Source organism: Curtobacterium sp. Csp2 (assembly GCF_013347165.1).
The window spans coordinates 2,062,423-2,080,586 of record NZ_CP054593.1 but is presented as its reverse complement, the minus strand read 5'-3'; the positions used below and the strand labels follow the sequence as shown (position 1 = coordinate 2,080,586).

The 18,164-nt window shown below is 72.8% G+C and carries 18 protein-coding genes and 1 riboswitch; of the genes, 8 read left to right on the top strand and 10 right to left on the bottom strand.

Features of this window, described 5'->3' with window-relative positions:
• The coding region (locus tag HUN59_RS19685) for a glycosyltransferase (protein ID WP_368076158.1) at positions 1–221 on the bottom strand (221 nt) is incomplete at its 3' end.
• On the opposite strand from HUN59_RS19685, the gene HUN59_RS10140 reads away from it, so the two are divergent.
• From HUN59_RS10140 to HUN59_RS10130, 3 genes are read left to right on the top strand one after another with little or no spacing between them, the layout of a single operon-like run.
• Complete coding sequence (locus HUN59_RS10140) at positions 213–1,088, top strand: DUF429 domain-containing protein (RefSeq protein ID WP_217483539.1); 876 nt, start codon at positions 213–215, stop codon at positions 1,086–1,088. The two genes, HUN59_RS19685 and HUN59_RS10140, sit on opposite strands and share 9 nt — an antisense overlap.
• A 9-nt stretch (positions 1,089–1,097) precedes the next feature.
• Positions 1,098–2,300 carry a glycosyltransferase gene (locus HUN59_RS10135; protein ID WP_058741828.1) on the top strand — a complete coding sequence of 401 codons (1,203 nt, stop codon included), beginning with the start codon at positions 1,098–1,100 and terminating at the stop codon, positions 2,298–2,300.
• Positions 2,300–3,004: a uracil-DNA glycosylase gene (locus tag HUN59_RS10130; protein WP_174778276.1), complete on the top strand. Its 705-nt coding sequence runs from the start codon at positions 2,300–2,302 to the stop codon at positions 3,002–3,004. The genes HUN59_RS10135 and HUN59_RS10130 overlap by 1 nt, the downstream gene beginning before the upstream one ends.
• A 158-nt stretch (positions 3,005–3,162) precedes the next feature.
• Here HUN59_RS10130 and HUN59_RS10125 read toward each other — a convergent pair whose 3' ends face one another.
• Complete coding sequence (locus tag HUN59_RS10125) at positions 3,163–3,591, bottom strand: DUF6892 domain-containing protein (protein ID WP_174778275.1); 429 nt, start codon at positions 3,589–3,591, stop codon at positions 3,163–3,165.
• Positions 3,592–3,738: 147 nt separating this feature from the next.
• On the opposite strand from HUN59_RS10125, the gene HUN59_RS10120 reads away from it, so the two are divergent.
• A complete protein-coding gene (locus HUN59_RS10120; RefSeq protein ID WP_144801607.1) occupies positions 3,739–5,220 on the top strand; it encodes an APC family permease in 1,482 nt (493 codons plus the stop codon).
• A gap of 87 nt (positions 5,221–5,307) precedes the next feature.
• Positions 5,308–5,922 (top strand): hypothetical protein, encoded by a 615-nt coding sequence (locus HUN59_RS10115; RefSeq protein ID WP_144801611.1) that lies wholly within the window; start codon positions 5,308–5,310, stop codon positions 5,920–5,922.
• 22 nt (positions 5,923–5,944) lie between these two features.
• Here HUN59_RS10115 and HUN59_RS10110 read toward each other — a convergent pair whose 3' ends face one another.
• From HUN59_RS10110 to HUN59_RS10100, 3 genes are all read right to left on the bottom strand, one after another.
• Entirely contained in the window at positions 5,945–6,379 is a 435-nt protein-coding gene (locus HUN59_RS10110) for a hypothetical protein (protein ID WP_174778274.1), read from the bottom strand.
• Between the two features lie 102 nt (positions 6,380–6,481).
• Positions 6,482–6,802, bottom strand: coding sequence for a hypothetical protein (locus HUN59_RS20100; protein WP_174778273.1), 321 nt, complete (start codon positions 6,800–6,802; stop codon positions 6,482–6,484).
• Positions 6,803–6,972: 170 nt separating this feature from the next.
• Complete coding sequence (locus HUN59_RS10100) at positions 6,973–7,362, bottom strand: DoxX family protein (RefSeq protein ID WP_141861036.1); 390 nt, start codon at positions 7,360–7,362, stop codon at positions 6,973–6,975.
• Positions 7,363–7,444: 82 nt separating this feature from the next.
• On the opposite strand from HUN59_RS10100, the gene HUN59_RS10095 reads away from it, so the two are divergent.
• On the top strand, positions 7,445–7,777 hold the full coding sequence (locus HUN59_RS10095) for a hypothetical protein (protein WP_174778272.1): 333 nt from the start codon (positions 7,445–7,447) through the stop codon (positions 7,775–7,777).
• A gap of 78 nt (positions 7,778–7,855) precedes the next feature.
• On the opposite strand, the gene HUN59_RS10090 is transcribed toward HUN59_RS10095, so the two are convergent.
• The gene (locus tag HUN59_RS10090) at positions 7,856–8,347 is read right to left on the bottom strand and encodes a DUF427 domain-containing protein (protein ID WP_174778271.1); all 492 of its coding nucleotides are present in this window, start codon (positions 8,345–8,347) and stop codon (positions 7,856–7,858) included.
• Between the two features lie 168 nt (positions 8,348–8,515).
• Between HUN59_RS10090 and HUN59_RS10085 the strand changes: the two genes are divergently transcribed.
• Entirely contained in the window at positions 8,516–9,934 is a 1,419-nt protein-coding gene (locus HUN59_RS10085; protein ID WP_174778270.1) for an amino acid permease, read from the top strand.
• Positions 9,935–9,972: 38 nt separating this feature from the next.
• On the opposite strand, the gene HUN59_RS10080 is transcribed toward HUN59_RS10085, so the two are convergent.
• The 4 genes from HUN59_RS10080 to HUN59_RS10065 form a co-directional block, all read right to left on the bottom strand.
• Positions 9,973–10,278, bottom strand: a complete 306-nt coding sequence (locus tag HUN59_RS10080) for a hypothetical protein (protein WP_058741818.1) — start codon at positions 10,276–10,278, stop codon at positions 9,973–9,975.
• Between the two features lie 82 nt (positions 10,279–10,360).
• Positions 10,361–10,807: a BLUF domain-containing protein gene (locus HUN59_RS10075; protein WP_231050753.1), complete on the bottom strand. Its 447-nt coding sequence runs from the start codon at positions 10,805–10,807 to the stop codon at positions 10,361–10,363.
• Between the two features lie 71 nt (positions 10,808–10,878).
• Complete coding sequence (locus HUN59_RS10070; protein ID WP_174778269.1) at positions 10,879–12,636, bottom strand: NRAMP family divalent metal transporter; 1,758 nt, start codon at positions 12,634–12,636, stop codon at positions 10,879–10,881.
• 367 nt (positions 12,637–13,003) lie between these two features.
• A riboswitch (M-box (ykoK) riboswitch) is annotated at positions 13,004–13,175 on the bottom strand.
• A 92-nt stretch (positions 13,176–13,267) separates the two neighbouring features.
• Positions 13,268–14,593 carry an LCP family protein gene (locus HUN59_RS10065; protein WP_174778268.1) on the bottom strand — a complete coding sequence of 442 codons (1,326 nt, stop codon included), beginning with the start codon at positions 14,591–14,593 and terminating at the stop codon, positions 13,268–13,270.
• Positions 14,594–14,794: 201 nt separating this feature from the next.
• Here HUN59_RS10065 and HUN59_RS10060 point away from each other — a divergent pair, with 201 nt between their 5' ends.
• The gene (locus HUN59_RS10060) at positions 14,795–18,103 is read left to right on the top strand and encodes a DEAD/DEAH box helicase (RefSeq protein ID WP_441307040.1); all 3,309 of its coding nucleotides are present in this window, start codon (positions 14,795–14,797) and stop codon (positions 18,101–18,103) included.
• Positions 18,104–18,164: the final 61 nt, after the last annotated feature.

The following is an 18,164-nucleotide window of genomic DNA, read 5'->3' as shown; positions in this document are numbered from 1 at the left end:
ACCGCCCTCGGGGTCGGATACGTGTCGGACACCGCGTCGGACTCGCGGGCGAGCAGGCGTTCCCCGGCCTCGCGACCGGCCGACTCGGGGCGCTCACCCTCGGACAGCGGGGTGTCCGAGGCGGCGGCGATGGAGTGGAAGGACTGCACGTGCGGGATGCCCCGCTCGCGCGCGACCGGCAGCGCGGCCGCGCCGGAGAACCAGTGGTGCGAGTGCAGCACGTCGTACGGGCCGAGGTGCTCGATGGGTGGGTGACGGCGTACCTCGGGGTGGACCTGGCGTGGGGGCTCGGCTCGGCGCGGAAGCCCGCGAACGAGACCGGGCTCGTGGCGACCGCGGCGGACGGGACGATCACCGACGCCGGATGGGCCCGCGGCGTCGACGCCGTGACCGACTGGATCGCGCAGCACCTCGGGCCGCGAACCCTGATCGCCGTGGACGCCTCGCTCGTCGTGACGAACCCGACCGGCATCCGCGAGGCCGAACGGCAGGTCGGGCAGCGCTACGGCCGGTGGAAGGTCGCGGCGAACCCGACGAACCAGGCCTCGGCGGCGAGCGCCGGCACCGCGCTCCTCGAGCGGCTCACCGCCCTCGGGGTCGGATACGTGTCGGACACCGCGTCGATGCGGGATCGGACCGGGCCGGTGGCCTTCGAGTGCTACCCGTACACGACCCTGGTCGGGGTGGAGGAACTCGGCTACGACGTCGAGCGGCCCCGGTACAAGCGCCTCGACCTCGCACTGCCGGCGCCCGTCGCCCGACAGCGCCGCGCAGTGGCCTTCGACGACCTGGTGCACCGGCTCCGGACGACACCGCTCGACCCGCCGCTGCACCTCGACTCGCACCCGCTGACGGCCGGGCTCACCGAGCCCTCGGTGCTGCACGGCCCGACGCACAAGCACCGGGAGGACCTGCTCGACGGTGCCCTGTGCGCCTGGACGGCCGCGTTCTGGGACCGGCACGGCGACGGACGGGTGCAGGTGCTGGGAGGTGATCCGGGCCTCCCGTCCGACCCGCTGGACGAGGCGGGCCGCAGCCCGGCGATCATCGCTCCCGCGCGCCCGTCCCAGCGGCGACCCGCTGGGTAGGCTGACGACGTGAGCACCACCACCGAACCCCTGCGCATCGGGCTGGTGTCGCTGCACACCTCCCCTGGCGACGAGCCCGGCTCCGGCGAGGTCGGCGGCATGAACGTCGTCGTCCGGCACCAGGCCGAGGCCCTGGCGGACCGCGGCCACCAGGTGGACGTGATCACGCGGCGGTCGTCGCCGACCCAGCCGGACTCCGTGTCGCTGCTGCCGGGCGTCTGCCTGCGCTTCCTGTCCGCCGGGCCCGCCGAGCCCGTGCCGAAGGGTGAGCACGACGCGTTCATCGCGCCGTTCCGGGCGGAGCTCGAGCACCTCGGCCCGTACGACGTGCTGCACTCGCACCACTGGTTCTCCGGCGCGGCCGCGCTGCCGGTCGCGCGCGAGCGGGGCATCCCGCACGTGCAGTCCTTCCACTCCATCGCCGCCGCCTCGGACACCCCGCTGTCCGAGGGTGAGCGCCCCGAGTCGGCCGGTCGCGAGGCCGGGGAACGCCTGCTCGCCCGCGAGTCCGACGCGGTCGTCGTCGTCTCCGGGGCCGAGGCCGACACGGTCCGGACCCGCCTGGGCGGCGACCCGACCCGCGTGTGGATCGTGCCGCCGGGGGTCGACGGTTCCGTCTTCCGTCCCGCGGGCGCGGCTGCGCGCCGCGCGGACGTCCCGTACGTGGTCGCGGCCGCGCGCGTCCAGCCGCTGAAGGGACTGGACCTGGCGATCGAGGCGATCGCGGGCATCGGCCAGGAGGCACGCCCCACCCTCGTCATCGCGGGCGACGCCTCGAGCGAGGCGGGCGACCACGTGTCCGAACTGCGTCGGCTCGCCGCCGCGCTCGGCGTGGCCGACCGGGTCACCTTCATCGGACCGCAGTCGCGGGCCGACCTGGCGTTCCTGTTCCGCGGCGCGGCAGCCGTGCTCGTGCCGTCGCACTCCGAGACGTACGGCCTGGTCGCGCTCGAGGGCTCGGCGTCCGGGGTGCCCGTCGTGGCCGCCGCTGCCGGAGGGCTGCGCGAAGCCGTGGTCGACGGTGAGACGGGGATCCTGCTCGAGTCCCGCGACCCGGCCGTGTGGGCCGCCGAGATCGAACACATCCTGACCGACCCGGTGTACGCGGCATCGCTCGCGGCGGCCGGGCGGGAGCACGCCGAGCGGCTGAGCTGGGAGCGGTCGGCCGGCGGGCTCGAGGACGTGTACCGCCGGGTGCTCGGGCGGGACTGATGGAGCCGGGCGCGGGTTCGGGCCAGGGGCTCGGTCTGGATCAGGGGCAGCCGTCGTTCGCCCGGTTCTGGGCGGCGCTCGACGCGGTGCCCGTGGCCGACGACGCCGAGGCGCTGTACGCCCCGTCGACCCCGGCAGGCCAGCTCCGCCGCGAGAACCTGTCCCGGTACCTGGACCACGTGGGCACCGGCGCGGACACCCTGCTCGTCGCCGAGGCCCCGGGCTGGCGCGGGATGACGAACACGGGCATCCCGTTCACGAGCATGCGCGAGCTCGGGTCGCTCGGCTTCGACACCCTGGAGCCGCCGGAGCCGACGGCACCGTGGGAGGCGTCGTCCCGTGTGGTGCACGCAGCGCTGCAGGACTGGTCGGGGCCGCTGCCGGTGGCGTGGGCGATCTTCCCGCACCACCCGTTCGTGGCGTCGGACCGGCTGACGAACCGGACCCCGCGGCCGGCGGAGGTCCGCGCGGGGGCGCCCGTCGCGCTCGCGCTGCTCGAGGCGTTGCGGCGGTCCGGGCCCGCGGATGGCGGCTCGGCCGGACGCGACGGCGCCGCCGGGCGGCCGGTGCGGGTCGTGGCCGTCGGGCGGAAGGCGCAGGGGGCGCTCGCGCTCGCGGGCATCGACGCCGTCGCGGTGCGCCACCCGGCGCAGGGCGGCGCGGCACAGTTCACGGAGCAGGTCCGGGCGCTGCAGCGCGGGTAGAGCGCGACGCCGCCCGCTCGCCCGGCCGCCTGTCTGCCTGCCTGCCTGCCGCGAGTTCACGCGCTGAGCGACACTTCACGGCCGCGCGAGCCCGTGAGGTGTCGCTGAGCGCGTGAGGTCGACACGCGCCCACTGGCGCGCCGCCGACGCCGACCGGGTCAGGCGGAGCGGACCTCGACGCCCTTGGCGGCCAGGCGCTCGGAGACGTGGGCGGGCAGCGGTGCGGCGGCGTACACGACGGACAGCGACGGCAGGTCGAGCACGTCGTCCCAGTTCTGCGGGTCGTAGCGGTCGTCCGAGCCGTCCCAGCCGGGGTGCACGTCCTGCAGGACCTCGAGCTCGGCGTCGACGGTCAACTCGGTCACCAGGTCGAGGTGCGACGGCAGCAGATCGAGGTCGTCGTAGTATTCGCGGGCGCGGTCGTCCTGCCCCTCCACGTCGAGGTCCTCCTCGCTCTCGTCGTCGGCGTCCCCGTCGTAGGGCTCGAGCACGTCGAGGTCGTAGCAGAGGACGTCGAGCACGAGCAGCTTCGCGTTGAAGTCGGCGAACTCGACGGGTTCTTCGGTGGTGTTCGACTCGTCGTCCATGGCTCCGCAGCGTAGCGACGGACCTCGGGGAGTGCCCGCAGACCGCAGCCGCCGGGGTCGAGACGGGCAGGAAACGTGCGTGTTGCGATCACCGGGGAGCTTGCTGTGAAAGCGGACAGCATCGTGTCCCCCGGAAGAGGCTGACGCATGGCCACCACGAACACGGACCGCCCAGCGCAGGAGCAGACCGAGCTCCGCCGAGTGATCGGTCCCAAGCTGCTGCTGCTCTTCATCGTCGGCGACATCCTGGGGACGGGTGTCTACGCACTCACGGGTCAGGTCGCGGCCGAGGTCGGAGGAGCAGCGTGGCTCCCCTTCCTCATCGCCTTCGCCGTCGCCCTGCTGACCGCGTTCTCGTACCTCGAGCTCGTCACGAAGTACCCCCAGACGGCCGGCGCCGCACTGTACGTGCACAAGGCGTTCGGCATCCACTTCGTCACCTTCATCGTGACGTTCATCGTGATGTGCTCCGGCATCACCTCGGCGTCCACCGCCTCCCGGGCGTTCGCCGCGAACCTCGGCGCAGGCTTCGGGCTGGAGCTGCCCAACGCGGCCGTGATGCTCATCGCGATGGGCTTCATGCTCGCCGTGATGGCGATCAACTTCCGCGGCGTCAGCGAGAGCGTCAAGACGAACGTCGTCCTGACGCTCGTCGAGCTGTCCGGCCTGGTGATGGTCATCCTCATCGGGTTCTGGGCGATCGCCGGGGGCAACGCCGACTTCTCCCGCGTCGTGATGTTCGAGACCCCGGAGGACAAGACGCTGCTGCTGTCGGTGTCGACCGCGACGTCGCTGGCGTTCTTCGCGATGGTCGGGTTCGAGGACTCGGTGAACATGGCCGAGGAGACCAAGGACCCCTCGCGGATCTTCCCGAAGGTGATGCTCACGGGCCTCGGCATCACGGCCGTCATCTACGTGCTCGTGTCCATCTGCGCCGTCGCGGTCGTCCCGATCGGCGAGCTCGCCGGCAACGAGACCCCGCTCGTCACCGTGGTGCAGACCGCCGCGCCGGACTTCCCGATCGCGGACCTGCTGCCCTTCATCTCGATGTTCGCCGTCGCGAACACCGCGCTCATCAACATGATGATGGCGTCCCGGCTGCTGTACGGCATGAGCAAGCAGGGTGTCCTGCCGGGCTTCCTGTCGCGCGTCTCGCCGGCCCGCCGCACCCCGTCCACCTCGATCGTCTTCACCACGCTGATCTCCCTGGCGCTGATCGGCTGGGTGTCGCTCGACCCGGACTCCCCCATCGTCGTGGTGCTCGGCGGGACGACGTCGCTCCTGCTGCTGTCGGTGTTCGCGGTCGTCAACGTCACCGTGCTCGTGCTACGCCGCGACCGGGTCGACCACGAGCACTTCCGGGCCGGCGTCGTCGTCCCGGCGATCGGCGTCATCACGTGCCTGTGGCTCGTGCTCCCGTTCTCGTCCGGACGTGACCCGCAGCAGTACCAGATCGCCGGTGCCCTGCTCGGGCTCGGGATCCTGCTCTGGGTCGTCACGTGGTTCACGCACGGGCGGAAGCAACCCGAGAAGGCGCCGACCGGACTCGTCACCGAGCCGACCGCGGTCGTCCGCCCGGGAACGGGGCACCGCGGCCACGACGACGACCACGAGGGCGAGCGAAGCTGACGGACTGCGCGCGCCCGGCGCGGGTGCTGGCGCGCTCCCAGGCAGCACCAATACCCTCGCCGTGCCCACCGCACGAGAGGACCCGCCATGCGCCGCGCCGGCATCACGATCGCGTCGATCTTCGGCGCGGGCGTCGTCGCAGCGGTCATCGGGGTCGTGGTCGTCGTCGTGATCGCGGTGCACTCCCTGACCGGCGCCGCGAAGTCCGTCACCGCGGCCCCGGCCTGCCCCGAGGTCGCCACGCAGAGCATCGGCGGCATCGTCGTCCCCGCCGGGCCGGTCGCCGGGTTCTGCCAGGACCGGCTCGTGAACGCCGCGTACGTCATCGAGGCCGCCCAGGCGCTGGGCATCGGACCGCACACCCAGGCCGTCGGGGTGATGACGGCGATCGGCGAGTCCAGCCTGGTGAACCTCGACCACGGCGACGCCGCCGGCCCGGACAGCCGCGGCCTGTTCCAGCAGCGGGACAACGGCGCGTGGGGCACGTACGAGCAGCGGATGGACCCGTACACCGCGGCGACGATGTTCTACACGAAGCTCGTGAAGACCCCGGGGTGGAAGACGATGACCCCGACGCAGATGGCGCACGCGGTGCAGATCAACTCGGACCCGGACCACTACGCCAAGTTCTGGCCCGAGGCGAAGGCCGTCGTCGAGGGACTGACCGGCCAGACCGTCCCGGACGCAGCACCGCAGGGCTGACCCCGAGCAGCGTCCAGCACGCTCACGCGGGCTCCGGCAGCTCGTGCTCCTCGAGCTCGATCATCGCGACCCCCGCGGTGTGCACGACGACCTGGCCGCGCAGCCGGATCCCACGCTCGCGGAACGCACACGCGCACGCGTCCACCCACTCCCAGTCGACCGGGAACAGCCGCGAGTCACCCGGCCGTTCCCACACGAGCACCACCTCGGCCGCCGAGGCGTCGTCGCGCACGTCGGCGACGAGCGCCGCGAAGTCCTCGACGTGCTCGTCCGGCTGCCACGGCAGGTCGGACACGGGCAGCAGGAACGGCACCGGCCGCGCCCGGTCGTCGAGGAACACCACCCAGCACTGCCGTCGGACGGGCCGACCGACGATGCCGGTGACGAGCGCGACGACGTCGTCATCGGTCCGCGCCGGGGAGGAGAAGAGCTGTTCGAGTGCTTCGGTGTCTGCCATGCACGGCAGCGTCGCGGATCCCCCGGCCCTCCCGCGGGCGGACGACCTGCCCTGTGGACGACACGGCCCGACACCCGGCTTGTGCAGGAACGAGCCCCGCTCTCAGATCCCGCGCGTGACCGCCACGTCCGCCAGCGCCCGGGCCACGAAGAACACCACGACCACGAGCCCGGCCCCGAGCAGGGGCACCGGCCAGGTCAGCCGGCGCTTCACCAGCCGCACGATGCTCACCACGAGGGCCGCCACGAAGACGAGGGCGACCAGGACCGGCCCGACGTACACGACCGCCCCGCCGAGGCCCTGGTCGCAGGTGTTCCCGGGGGCCGCGCACGAACTGAACCCGAGCGACAGGAGCAGGATCCCCATCGCGGCGACCACGGCCTCGACGGCGAGCAGGACGAGCAGCACGACCGAGGCGACCACGTCGGCGACGCGACGGGGCCCCGACGACGGGGGCCGTGCCTCCAGGCCGACCCCACCCGCAGACGCACCGGGCGCGCCGGAACCAGCCCCGGGACCAGTCACGCCAGCACCCGGCCCACCGGGACCAGCCACACCGTCACCCGGCGCGCCGGAACCGGCCGCCGCGACCATCAGCGCGCCCGCGAACCCGGGCCGCGCGTCGACCAGAGCGCCCACGCGATGAGGAGCGGCTGCCCGAACAGGCGCGCGAACCGCTTCTCGTCGGTGTCGAGCCCGAACGCGTCGCGCTGGTTCACCCACTGCGCGAGGTTCCCCGGGAAGATCGCCGTGAAGAACAGCGCCGCGACGTTCCCGACCGTCCGACGACGGCCCCGCGGCGCGAGCAGCAGCGCGCTGCCGAGACCGATCTCCGCGACGCCGGACGCCAGCACGGTCGTGTCCGTGTCGAGCGGCACGAAGTCGGGCACCTGGGCGCGGAAGTCCCGGCGGGCGAACGTGAGGTGGCTCGTGCCCGCGAACACGAGCGCCAGACCGAGCAGGACACGGAAGAAGGAACGCATGCCTCCATCGTGCTCGGAAGTCGGCGGACCCGCCCGCGTGCCGCCGACGGACAGGGTCGTTCCGCGTCGGTAGGTTCAGGGCATGGGAGGAGCCCGACGGGACACCGAACCGCCCGCCGTGCCCGCGACCGTCGCCGTGCTGCTCGGCCCCGTCGCGGTGTGGACGGGGATCATCGTGCCCGCCGCCGGTCGTGGCCAGCACGTGTTCCTCGCTGCGGCGTTCGGGGTCGTCTGCGTCCTCAGCGGCGTGCGCGCGCTCCGCATCGCCGGTCGTCGACGTGCCGTCCGGGTCTGGTCGTGGGTCGGCCTGGTACTCGGGGCGCTGGGCCTGGTGATGCTGGTCTGGCAGGTCCTGTCGTTCGCCACGGACGGCGCGTTCCCACCGCCGTTCTGGTCGCCCTACGCGCGCTGCTGACGGTCCGCAGGACGGCGGACGGCCGGGAGGATCGGGGCCGCGTCCGCCCCGTCGCTCACGGCTGCCGTCCGGGTGGGGTCACCAGCCGAGGGTGCCCGGGCCGCCCTTGAACGGTCCCACGACCTTCGAGGTGATCCACCCGCCGTAGAAGTCGCCCTCCTGCGCCTGCACCACCTCGCCGCCGACCTCGCACGAGTCCATCGCCGACGGGTACAGCGCGACGCGGTCGCGGAGCGACTCGTACCCGGGCTCCGGCGTCGGGTAGTTCCACGCGGCCCGAGGAGCGACGACCCCGTCCCCACCGACCACGTCGAAGTAACGCGCCCGGCCCTTGAACTCGCACATGCTCGTGCCGGGGGCCGGCCGCAGCTCGAGGTCCGCCATCGGCACGTAGTACACCGGCGGGTGCGAGGTCTCGAGCACCCGCACCGCGTCCGTCGTGTCGACCACGGCCGTGCCGCCGAGCCGGACGACCACGCGCTCGGGCACGGGTTCGACGGCGGGCGGTCGGGGGTAGTCCCAGACGGACTCCTGGCCGGGTCCGGGTTCGGTCCTCGCGGGGTGGCGCATGCGTCCGGTGTACACCGCGCGGCTGCCGGCGTCTGCGCGGACGACCCCACGCGCTCAGCGACACCTCACGGCGCCGGCGGGGCGTGAGGTGTCGCTGAGCGCGTGAGGTCGGCGTGCCGATCCGCCGCCCGCCTGACACGGAACCCGCCGCAGGAGCAGAGTGGGCGCGTGACGACGACGACACAGGGCATCTTCCGACGGAAGCCGATCGACGCGATCGACGACGAGACCGGCGAGGGCAGCGGCGGCCTGAAACGGCACCTCGGCCTCTGGCAGCTCACCGCGATCGGCGTCGGCGGGATCATCGGCGCGGGCATCTTCACCCTCGCCGGCACGGTCGCGAACGGCGTCGCCGGGCCGGCCGTCCTCATCAGCTTCCTCGTCGCCGGGATCGCGAGCGCGGCCGCCGCCCTGTCGTACGCCGAGTTCGCGGGACTCATCCCCAAGGCCGGCAGCGCCTACACGTACGGGTACGCCGTGCTCGGCGAGGTGGTCGGGTGGTTCATCGGCTGGGACCTGCTGCTCGAGTACACCGCGATCGTCGCCGTCGTGGCGATCGGCATCTCCGGGTACGTCGGGTTCCTGGTCGGCCAGTTCGGCATCGACCTGCCCGCCTGGATGCTCGGCGCGCCCGGCACGGGCGACGGACACGTGGTCGACGTCTTCGCGATCATCCTCTGCCTGCTCACCGCGTTCGTGCTGACCCGTGGCATCCGCAGCGCCGCTCGCTTCGAGTTCGTCGCGGTCGGCATCAAGGTCGCACTGGTGGTGCTCATCATCGTGCTCGGGGTGTTCCACATCAACAGCGCCAACTACGACCCGTACTTCCCGTTCGGGTTCGGCGGCGTGATGACCGGCGCCGCGACGGTGTTCTTCGCCGTGTTCGGCTACGACGCGATGTCGACCGCCGCCGAGGAGTCCACCGACGCCCGCAAGCACATGCCGAAGGCGATCCTGCTGTCCCTCGGCATCGCGATGGTGCTGTACGTGCTGGCCACCCTGGTGCTCACCGGCATGCAGAAGTACACCGACATCGACCCGGCCTCCGGGTTCTCGTCCGCGTTCGCCTCGGTCGGGCTCGGCGGCGTCGCGAACGTCATCGCGATCGGCGCCATCGTCGGCATCGTCACCGTCCTGATCACCTTCATGCTCGGGGCCTCGCGCGTCTGGTTCTCGATGAGCCGCGACGGCCTCATGCCGAAGTGGTTCGCGAAGACCGACCCGAAGCGCCACGTCCCGACCCGCGTCACCTGGATCCTCGGTGTGGCGTCGGCGGTGCTCGCCGGTGTCCTGCCGATCGGGATCGTCGCCGAGCTGACGAACATCGGCATCCTGCTCGCGTTCGTCGTGGTCTGCTCCGCCGTGATCGTGCTGCGCTACCGGCAGCCCGACCTCGACCGCCAGTTCCGGCTCCCGCTCATGCCGGTCGTGCCGATCATCGGCATCATCGCGTCGCTGTGGCTCGTGACGTTCCTGCAGTGGGAGACCTGGGTGCGCTTCGCGATCTGGTTCGCGATCGGCCTCGGCGTGTACTTCGGGTACTCGCGGAAGCACAGCAGGCTCGCGCAGCCCAGCCGCGAGCGCTGAGTCCTGCGCCGGACGACGGCGGCGCGATCGTGTCGGGACTACTCCTCGACGACCCACACGTGCTGGACCTGCCACCCCTCGGGGACGGACTCACGGTAGGCCCGGAGCGCCGCGTCGTAGTCCGGCCCGGACGCCTCGTGCGGCCTCGTCGCCGTGGAACGGGCCGTCGCGCGGATGGTCGTCTCGCCCGTGGCCTTGCTCTCGACCGCGTTCGTCTGCTGCAGCGCGAAGCCGTCCAGGTCGAGGTTCGCGATCGCGACCTCCTTCGCAGTGACCACGGAGTCGGCGAACCCGTCGGCCTCGCGGGTCTCGGTGGAGCGGATCGTGCCTCGCAGTGTCGTCACCCGACCAGTATGGACCGGAGGACGAACACGACGGATCGGACGACGAGCACGACGGATCGCGGGACGAACCCGGCCGTGCGCCTCAGGCCTCGCGGCGGTGCTTGCCCTTCGCCGCGGTCGGATCGGCCATCGGGTGGTTCCGGAACCAGCGCAGGAGCTCCCTCGGCCGGCTCTGGTCGGCGCTGCGGTCCCCCTCGTCCAGGAACGTGCTGAAGCCCTCCGGGACGGGCACGCCGTCGGACTCCCGGTCGTACGCCATCGACCACTCCGGGAACCGTCGGGTGTGGACGCTCTCCTCCACGAGCAGGCGGACCTCGTCGTGCCGGTCGTCCGCGACGATCCGGGCGTAGGTTGCGAGCACGGCGTCGTAGGGCCCCTCGAGGAGCTGCATGAAGCGTCCCCCGCGGTGCACGAGCATCCCCGTCAGTCCGTCCTCCGTGTTGCGACGGCGGGCGTGCTCGAGCACCGCCTGGAGCGCGTCCTCGTCGAACGGCTCGGTCGCCGAGCTCATGTACACCAGGGAATGCATCACGCCTCGATCCTGCACCCGACACGCGTCGTCCGTCTCCCCCAGAACGGGACAGCAGGATCCCAGACCGCTCAGTGTCCGAGCGCCAGCTGCACGACCCGGACGACCACGAGCACCACCGCGACCACCAGGTAGGCCCGCACCGCGGTCAGCCCGAGCCGACGACCCGGCGACAGCTGCGGCGCCGGCAGCTGCTCGACCGGCGGCATGCGCCACGACGCACGGTCCGTGGCGGAGGTGACCCGTGCCTCCAGGCCGGCGGCCGCACCACCCACCGGGCCGCCACCGATGCGCGTCCCCGCGGAGGTGACCCGTGCCTCCAGGCCGGCGGCCGCACCACCCACCGGGCCGCCACCGATGCGCGTCCCCGCGGCGGCACCCGTGCGACCCTGCCACGTCCGTACCAGGAAGCCCACCCCGACGGCCACCGACAGTGCCGCTCCCCCGAGCAGCACGTCGGTCACCTGCCCGCTCGTGATCGCGGGGGACACGACGCTCACCGTCAGCACGAGCGAGAGCACCACGAGCACCGCCACCACCGCGGCGGTGAAGAGCGTCAGCCACCGTCCGTTCACCCACGGCCCGAGCACCGCCCGGTCCGTGCACAGGAGCAGCAGGAACACCGTCGCCGACGGCAGCAGCACCCCGGCGAGCACCTGCACCCCGACGGTGATGAGGCCGAGCGGGCTCCCGGGCACCAGGACCACCGCGGCGGCGAGCGCGAGCACCCCGGCGAACACGGCGTAGAAGCCCTTCGCGTCCCGGACCGAGCGGTGCAGCGAGTGCCGCATGCCGAGCACGTCCCCGAGGGCGTACGACGTCGACAGCCCCACGGCCGCGGCGCCGATGACGGACGCGTCGATGAGCGCGATCGCGAACAGCACCCCGGCGAGGTGCCCGACCGCGTGCCCGATCCCGACGGCGACCCCACCGGCGTCCGTGAAGTGCCCGGCGCCGGCGCGACCGCCGAACACCGCGGCGGGCACGGTCATCAGGACCGCCCCGCCGAGCACGACGATCACGATGCCGATCACCAGGTCGACCTTCTCGTAGCCCATGAAGCGCGGCGTGATCCGCTTGTCGATGACGTACGACTGCTGGAAGAACAGCTGCCACGGCGCCACGGTGGTGCCGACGATGCCGATCACCAGGAGCATCACGGTGGACAGGTCGGCACCACGCGGGAAGCCCGGGACGAGGAACCCGTGCACGACCGCCCCCACGGCGGGGTGGGCGAGGAACGACAGCGGCACGAGCACGAGCGAGCCGGCGATGAGCACCATGCAGAGCCGCTCGAACCGGCGGAAGGACCCGGTGCTCACCGCGGCGATGACGAGCACGGCAGCGGCGACCACGCCGGGGACCTCGGGCAACCCGAGGTACCGGAGCCCGAGGCTGATGCCGATGAACTCGGTGACGATCGTCATCGCGTTGAGGACGAACAGGTCGACCACGCTGAAGGCGCCCCAGAACCGTCCGAAGCGCGCGGTGATGAGCTTCGCGTGCCCCACGCCGGTGACCGCCCCGAGCCGGAGCACCATCTCCTGGTTGACGTAGAGGACGGGGACGAGCAGCAGCAGGGTCCAGAGCAGCGAGGTCCCGTCGTCCTGGCCGGCCTGCGTGTAGGTGCCGAAGGCGCCGGCGTCGTTGTCGCCCACCATCACGATGAGGCCGGGGCCGACGATCGCGACGAGCGTGCGGAGCTTCCGGCGGAGGCCGGTGCGGCGGTCGGTGTCGCCGACGCGGATCGTGCCGAAGGCGCCCTGGATGTCGCCGAGGTGGGCGCTGTCGAGGACGGCGGTGGGACGGGTGTCGGGTGCGGTGGTCATGGCGGGTTCCGTTCCGGGAGGAGGTGGGCGCGGCGACGAGACGCGGCGCAGTGGGCGCCGTCGGCCGCGGCGCGCAGGGCGATCGACGGGCGCGGCGCGCAGGGCGGCCGTCCGTCCGGCGGCTTGTGCGGGCCGGACGGGAGGCACGGGGGCACGTCCGCCACGCTTCGTGCGGGCGGACGGTGGTCACCGGCGCGCGCGACGGCCCCTCCGGCCCGGAGGGGGGCACGGACGGGTCACACGGCGACGGTCGACGTCAGGATCGTGAGGGAGGCGCGTCGGAGGACGACCTGTGATGGTCACTGCTCATGGCACACCTCCCGTTCCGTCGGTCGCGCGCAGCGCCCGGCGGACCGGGGACCCGGTCACGCCACTCCCACGTCAGACCTTCAGCACTCCGTGACGTCGACCCGCCGTGTGCGGGAGCCAGTCGGGGCAACCCCTTGCGCCGGGGAGGCCTGTCCTGACCCGTGGCGTCTCTCGACGTTCGGGGTCGCTGGCATGTATCCACGAAGGAGCCTCAGCGAACGGAGGGCGCCTTGCAGGGACGACTGTAGACCCGGCGCACGGGCCGGCACGACCCCGCGGGCCGTTCCTGACCGGACCATCAGTCGGCGCCGGTCCGGGTCGCTCAGTTCACGCAGGGGATGCCGCCGGACGCCAGCGGCTGTGCGGCGCTCGTGGTCGTCGTCGAGGGGACCCCGGACGTGGTCGGCGCGCCCTGGGCCGCCCCGGCGGTGCCCTGCGCTGCTCCGGTGCTCGGCGTGGCCGCGGTGCTCGGCGTGGCCGACTGCGCCGCCGCCGGGTGGTCGGACGCCGCGATGAGCGCCGCCGTCGTGGACCGGACCTGCGCGAGGTCGACGATGTTCACGTCCTGCCCGTCCTCGACCCCGTACCGGACGATCGGCAGCGTCTGGAACGTGATCCCGCCACCGGCGAAGCGCTGCGCGTCCCCGGCGAACGACAGCAGGTCGAACCCGGAGTCGAGCGCGATGTCCTGCTTCGCGGTGTCGATCAGGTGCTGCACGAGCGGGAAGTTCGTCAGCACGTCCTCGTGCCGGAGCTTGTACGCCAGCGCGACGATGAACGCCTGCTCGCGGCGCTCCCGGTCCAGGTCGGTGAGCTCGACGCCGGACCCGCTCGTGTCCCGCCGCTGCCGCACGAACGACAGCGCCTGCGCGGCGTCGAGCGACTGCAGCCCCTTGTGGAAGTCCGCCCCGGAGTACGTGTCGGACGTCGTCTCGTTCAGGCAGACCTGGATCGGCTGCACGGCCTGGGCGATGTCGTAGAACGCCGCCATCGTGACCTCGATGAAGTGGTTGATCGGCACGCCGCCCAGGAACTGCGACACCGTCGTGATCTCCTCCTGCCGCGCGGCCGACCGGGCCTGCTGGTACGCGTCGTCGTGCGACACCCCGGGCTCGGTGTTCACGATGTGCCGCAGCGTCTGGTCGAGCTCGTACCCGTACGCCTGCTTGATCTTCCCCTCGGCGTTCCCGTCCGGCGCCCCGGGGAGCGTCGTCCAGTCGTCACGCGGGATCGAGATGCCGACCGCGGGACCCCCGCCCGCGGGGATGTGGATGAGCATGAGGACGTTCGTGTTGTACCCGCCGTCCGAGCCGTCCCCGGCGTGCAGCGCCTGGTAGGTCGCAGCGGGCAGCACGTTCCCGTCCTCGTCCCGACGGCTGTCGAGCCCCATCACCAGGATGTTCGACTCCCCCTCGGCCTGCGGCACCGCGCTGCTGCTCGCCGACGCCCCGGCAACCGGCAGGTGGATGTCCGAGCGGTGGATGCCGGTGTCCAGGTCGACGACCGTCCGCGCGACGGCGACCCCACCGCCGACCAACGCCAGGGCGGCCACGGCCGACACCCCGAGCAGCACCCGACGTCGGAGTCGGCGTCCCGGACTCGGGGCACGGCGGTGTGCGGCGGGTCGCGGTGCGTGCTGCTGGTCCATCGGGTTCCTCCGGCTCGGTGGGTGCCCGCACTGTACGGTCGCGCCCGACAGGGAGCCGGGGACCTACCTCGGACCGGGCCTGCACTCCTCCACAGCCTCGGCCGTGGCCCGCGGAACCGCGCGGTTCCGCCACTCCGGGCGGGCCTTCGCGTATTCGCAGTCGGTGGCGGCTGGCACGATGGTCCCGTGCCAGCCGTCCCGATGATCGACGCCGTCGACGTCATCCGCTTCGTCGGTCCGCAGACCTTCGGGCGCGGGCGCGACGTCGTGCGGGCGGGACTGGTCGAGGACGCCGCTTGGCGCGAGGACGACGGCACCGTCACCGCGACCGTCACCGGGTCCGCCGACGACCCGTACGAGCTCCGCGTCGAGACGACGCTCGCCCGCGGGGACTTCGTCCGCCCGGTCCGCAGCACCTGCACCTGCCCCCTCGGCGGCGACTGCAAGCACGTCGCGNCCGCGCTCCTCACCATCAACGCGCGTGCGTTGGCAGCCGCGTCGGGTCCGCGACGCGTCCTACCGGTCGAGACCCCACCGGAGCCGGACTGGAGGCACGACCTCGCCCGCCTCGCCGGCGACGACCCGCAGGTGGCCGGCCCGCAGGGCACCCCGATGGGGCTGCAGTTCGAGCTGCGGGACGCGGTGCCGTCGAAGCTCGCCGCCCGGGCACGCGCCGTCGGTCGAGCGCTGCCGTCGCGGTCCCGCAGCGTCCGGCTCGGTGTCCGCCCCGTCACGCGGAGCGACGCCGGCAACTGGGTGCGCGGGCAGCTCACCTGGGGCACGCTCCCCTACTCGGTCAACCGGCTCGGGCTCGCGCCGGAGCAGCACGCGTGGTTCCTGCAGTTCGCGGCGCTCCACCGCGCCGGCCAGCTCGCCGGGCTGCCGGGCGAGAGCGACTGGGTGCACCTCGACGACTTCCAGAGCCCGCTCCTGTGGCCGCTGCTCCGCCAGGCGCCGGCGCTCGGGATCGCGTTCGTGACCGGGAAGCGCGAGGGCGGTGCGGTCCTCGGCGAGCAGGCCCAGGTGCTCCTCGACGCCGTCCGGTCCGAGGACGGCCTGGTGCTCGGCGCGAGCGCGGTGCTCGACGGCCGACCGGCGCCCGACGGCGCAGCCCGCACGATCGGCGACCACGGTGTGTACGTCTTCCGTGAGAGCCCCGAGTTCCACGTCGCGCTCGCGCCGACGCCGGTCCCGGTGCCCGAAGACCAGCGGCGGATGCTCGTCGACGACGTCCGCATCACCGTGCCCCGAGCCGAGGTCGACGAGTTCCTGGCCGACTGGTCCCCGCGACTGCGCGGCGCACTCGGGCTCGTCAGCTCCGACGGCTCGGTCGAGCTCCCCGAGCGTCGGGCGCCCGAGCTCGTGCTCACCGCGACCTTCGAGCCCGCCCGCGCGCCGCGCACCGACGACCGCGTGCACCTGCAGTGGCGCTGGCAGGTCGACGGGCGGAAGGACCCGGTCGCGCTGCACGGCCCGCTCCCCGACCTGACCGGCGTCTGGGCGGCCGACGACACCGCGGTCGAGGCAGGCTCCGATCCCGTGACCACCGCCGCCGGTCCGGGCGGCGGCCTCGCCTGGTTCGAGGACGGCACGATCGACGGCGCCGACGTCGCGGTGTTCGCGAACGAACTGCTCCCGGCGCTGCCCGACCACGGCGTCCGCACGGTCGTCCAGGGCGAACGGCAGGACTACGAGCGCCTGACCGGACGTCCGCACATCAAGGTCACGACCATGCCGTCGGACAAGCACGACTGGTTCGACCTCGGCATCTTCGTCACCGTGAACGGCAAGCAGGTGCCCTTCACGCCGCTCCTCCGCGCCCTCGCCAACCGGGATCGGCGGATGAAGCTCATCGACAACTCGTACCTGTCGTTGTCCGACCCGGCGTTCGACCGGCTCAAGGAGCTCATCGAGGAAGCCCGCGACCTCGAGGAGTGGGAGCCCGACGCTCCCCTGACGGTGACGCCGCTGCAGGCCGGACTGTGGTCGGAGTTCGACCAGCTCGCCGACGAGACCGAGCACGACGAGCGCTGGCAGCGCATCGCGGCGGGGCTCCTCGACGCCACGCCGCCCGGGGACGTCCCCGTGCCGGACACCGTGCGAGCCGAGCTCCGGCCCTACCAGCACGCCGGCTACGCGTGGCTGCGCTTCCTGCGCGAGCACGGCATCGGTGGGGTGCTCGCCGACGACATGGGTCTCGGCAAGACCCTGCAGGTGCTCGCGATGATCGCCGCCGCCCGCCGGGACGAGCCGGACGCGCCGCCGTTCCTCGTCGTCGCCCCGACCTCCGTCGTCGGCAACTGGGCGGACGAGGCCGCACGGTTCGTGCCGTCCCTCACGGTGACCACCGTCACGGCGACCTCGCTCAAGGACCCGGCGCGCGTGGTCAAGGCGGCCGCGGGCTCCGACGTGGTCGTGACGTCGTACGCCCTGCTCCGGCTCGACGCGGCCGAGTACCGCGAGACGCGCTGGTCGGCGCTCGTGCTCGACGAGGCGCAGTTCGTGAAGAACCCGCAGTCGCAGACCCACCGGGCGGCGGCGGAGCTCGGCGCCCCCGTGACGTTCGCGATCACCGGCACGCCGCTCGAGAACGGGCTCACGGACCTGTGGGCGCTGTTCCACATCGCCGCTCCAGGCCTGCTGTCGTCCTGGTCGCGGTTCGGCGACGACTACGTGAAGCCCCTCGGGTCGCCGGACCTCCGCGGCGAGGCCCGCGCCGAGCTCACCGCGCGGCTCCGGCGGCGGATCCGGCCGCTCATGCTGCGCCGGACGAAGGAGAGCGTCGCCGCCGACCTGCCGCCGAAGCAGGAGCAGGTCGTCCGGGTCACCCTCGACCCGGCGCACCGGGCTCTGTACGAGACGACGCTCAACCGGGAGCGGCTGAAGGTGCTCGACCTGATCGACGACCTGGCCCGCAACCGGATGATCGTCTTCCGGTCCCTCACCCTGCTCCGGATGCTCGCGCTCTCCCCCGCCCTCGTGCAGGAGACCGAGGAGCCCGTGTCCTCCGCGAAGCTCGAGGTGCTGCTCGACGAGCTCGAACAGCTCGCCGCCGAAGGTCGCCGGGCGCTCGTGTTCAGCCAGTTCACGACGTTCCTGCGGATGGTCGCCGAGGCCTTGGACGCGCGGGGCGTCGGCTACGAGTACCTCGACGGCTCCACCCGGAAGCGCGCGCAGGTCATCGAGCGCTTCCGCTCGGGCACCGCGCCGGCGTTCCTCATCTCGCTCAAGGCCGGCGGCTTCGGCCTGACCCTGACCGAGGCGGACACCGTGTTCGTGCTCGATCCGTGGTGGAACCCGGCTGCCGAGTCCCAGGCGGTCGACCGGACGCACCGCATCGGGCAGACCCGGTCCGTGAACGTGCAGCGGTTCATCGCCGAGGACACCATCGAGGAGAAGGTCCTCGCGCTCGCGGCGAAGAAGGCCGAGCTGTTCGCCACGATGATCGACGACGACGCCCTGTTCGCCGACGACCTGACCGCCGACGACATCCGCTCTCTCCTCACCTGAGGCGTGATCCCGTGTCGGCCGCCGGCGTGGCGTGCTCCCGCACAACCGGAAGCACGCCGCA

Coding starts and splice junctions, on each gene's coding strand:
- HUN59_RS10075 (WP_231050753.1), bottom strand. CDS start 10,807: ATGCATTCCCTGGTGTACATGAGCTCGGCGACCGAGCCGTTCGACGAG.
- HUN59_RS10120 (WP_144801607.1), top strand. CDS start 3,739: ATGGCCACCACGAACACGGACCGCCCAGCGCAGGAGCAGACCGAGCTC.
- HUN59_RS10125 (WP_174778275.1), bottom strand. CDS start 3,591: ATGGACGACGAGTCGAACACCACCGAAGAACCCGTCGAGTTCGCCGAC.
- HUN59_RS10115 (WP_144801611.1), top strand. CDS start 5,308: ATGCGCCGCGCCGGCATCACGATCGCGTCGATCTTCGGCGCGGGCGTC.
- HUN59_RS10100 (WP_141861036.1), bottom strand. CDS start 7,362: ATGCGTTCCTTCTTCCGTGTCCTGCTCGGTCTGGCGCTCGTGTTCGCG.
- HUN59_RS10070 (WP_174778269.1), bottom strand. CDS start 12,636: ATGACCACCGCACCCGACACCCGTCCCACCGCCGTCCTCGACAGCGCC.
- HUN59_RS10065 (WP_174778268.1), bottom strand. CDS start 14,593: ATGGACCAGCAGCACGCACCGCGACCCGCCGCACACCGCCGTGCCCCG.
- HUN59_RS10110 (WP_174778274.1), bottom strand. CDS start 6,379: ATGGCAGACACCGAAGCACTCGAACAGCTCTTCTCCTCCCCGGCGCGG.
- HUN59_RS10090 (WP_174778271.1), bottom strand. CDS start 8,347: ATGCGCCACCCCGCGAGGACCGAACCCGGACCCGGCCAGGAGTCCGTC.
- HUN59_RS10095 (WP_174778272.1), top strand. CDS start 7,445: ATGGGAGGAGCCCGACGGGACACCGAACCGCCCGCCGTGCCCGCGACC.
- HUN59_RS10130 (WP_174778276.1), top strand. CDS start 2,300: ATGGAGCCGGGCGCGGGTTCGGGCCAGGGGCTCGGTCTGGATCAGGGG.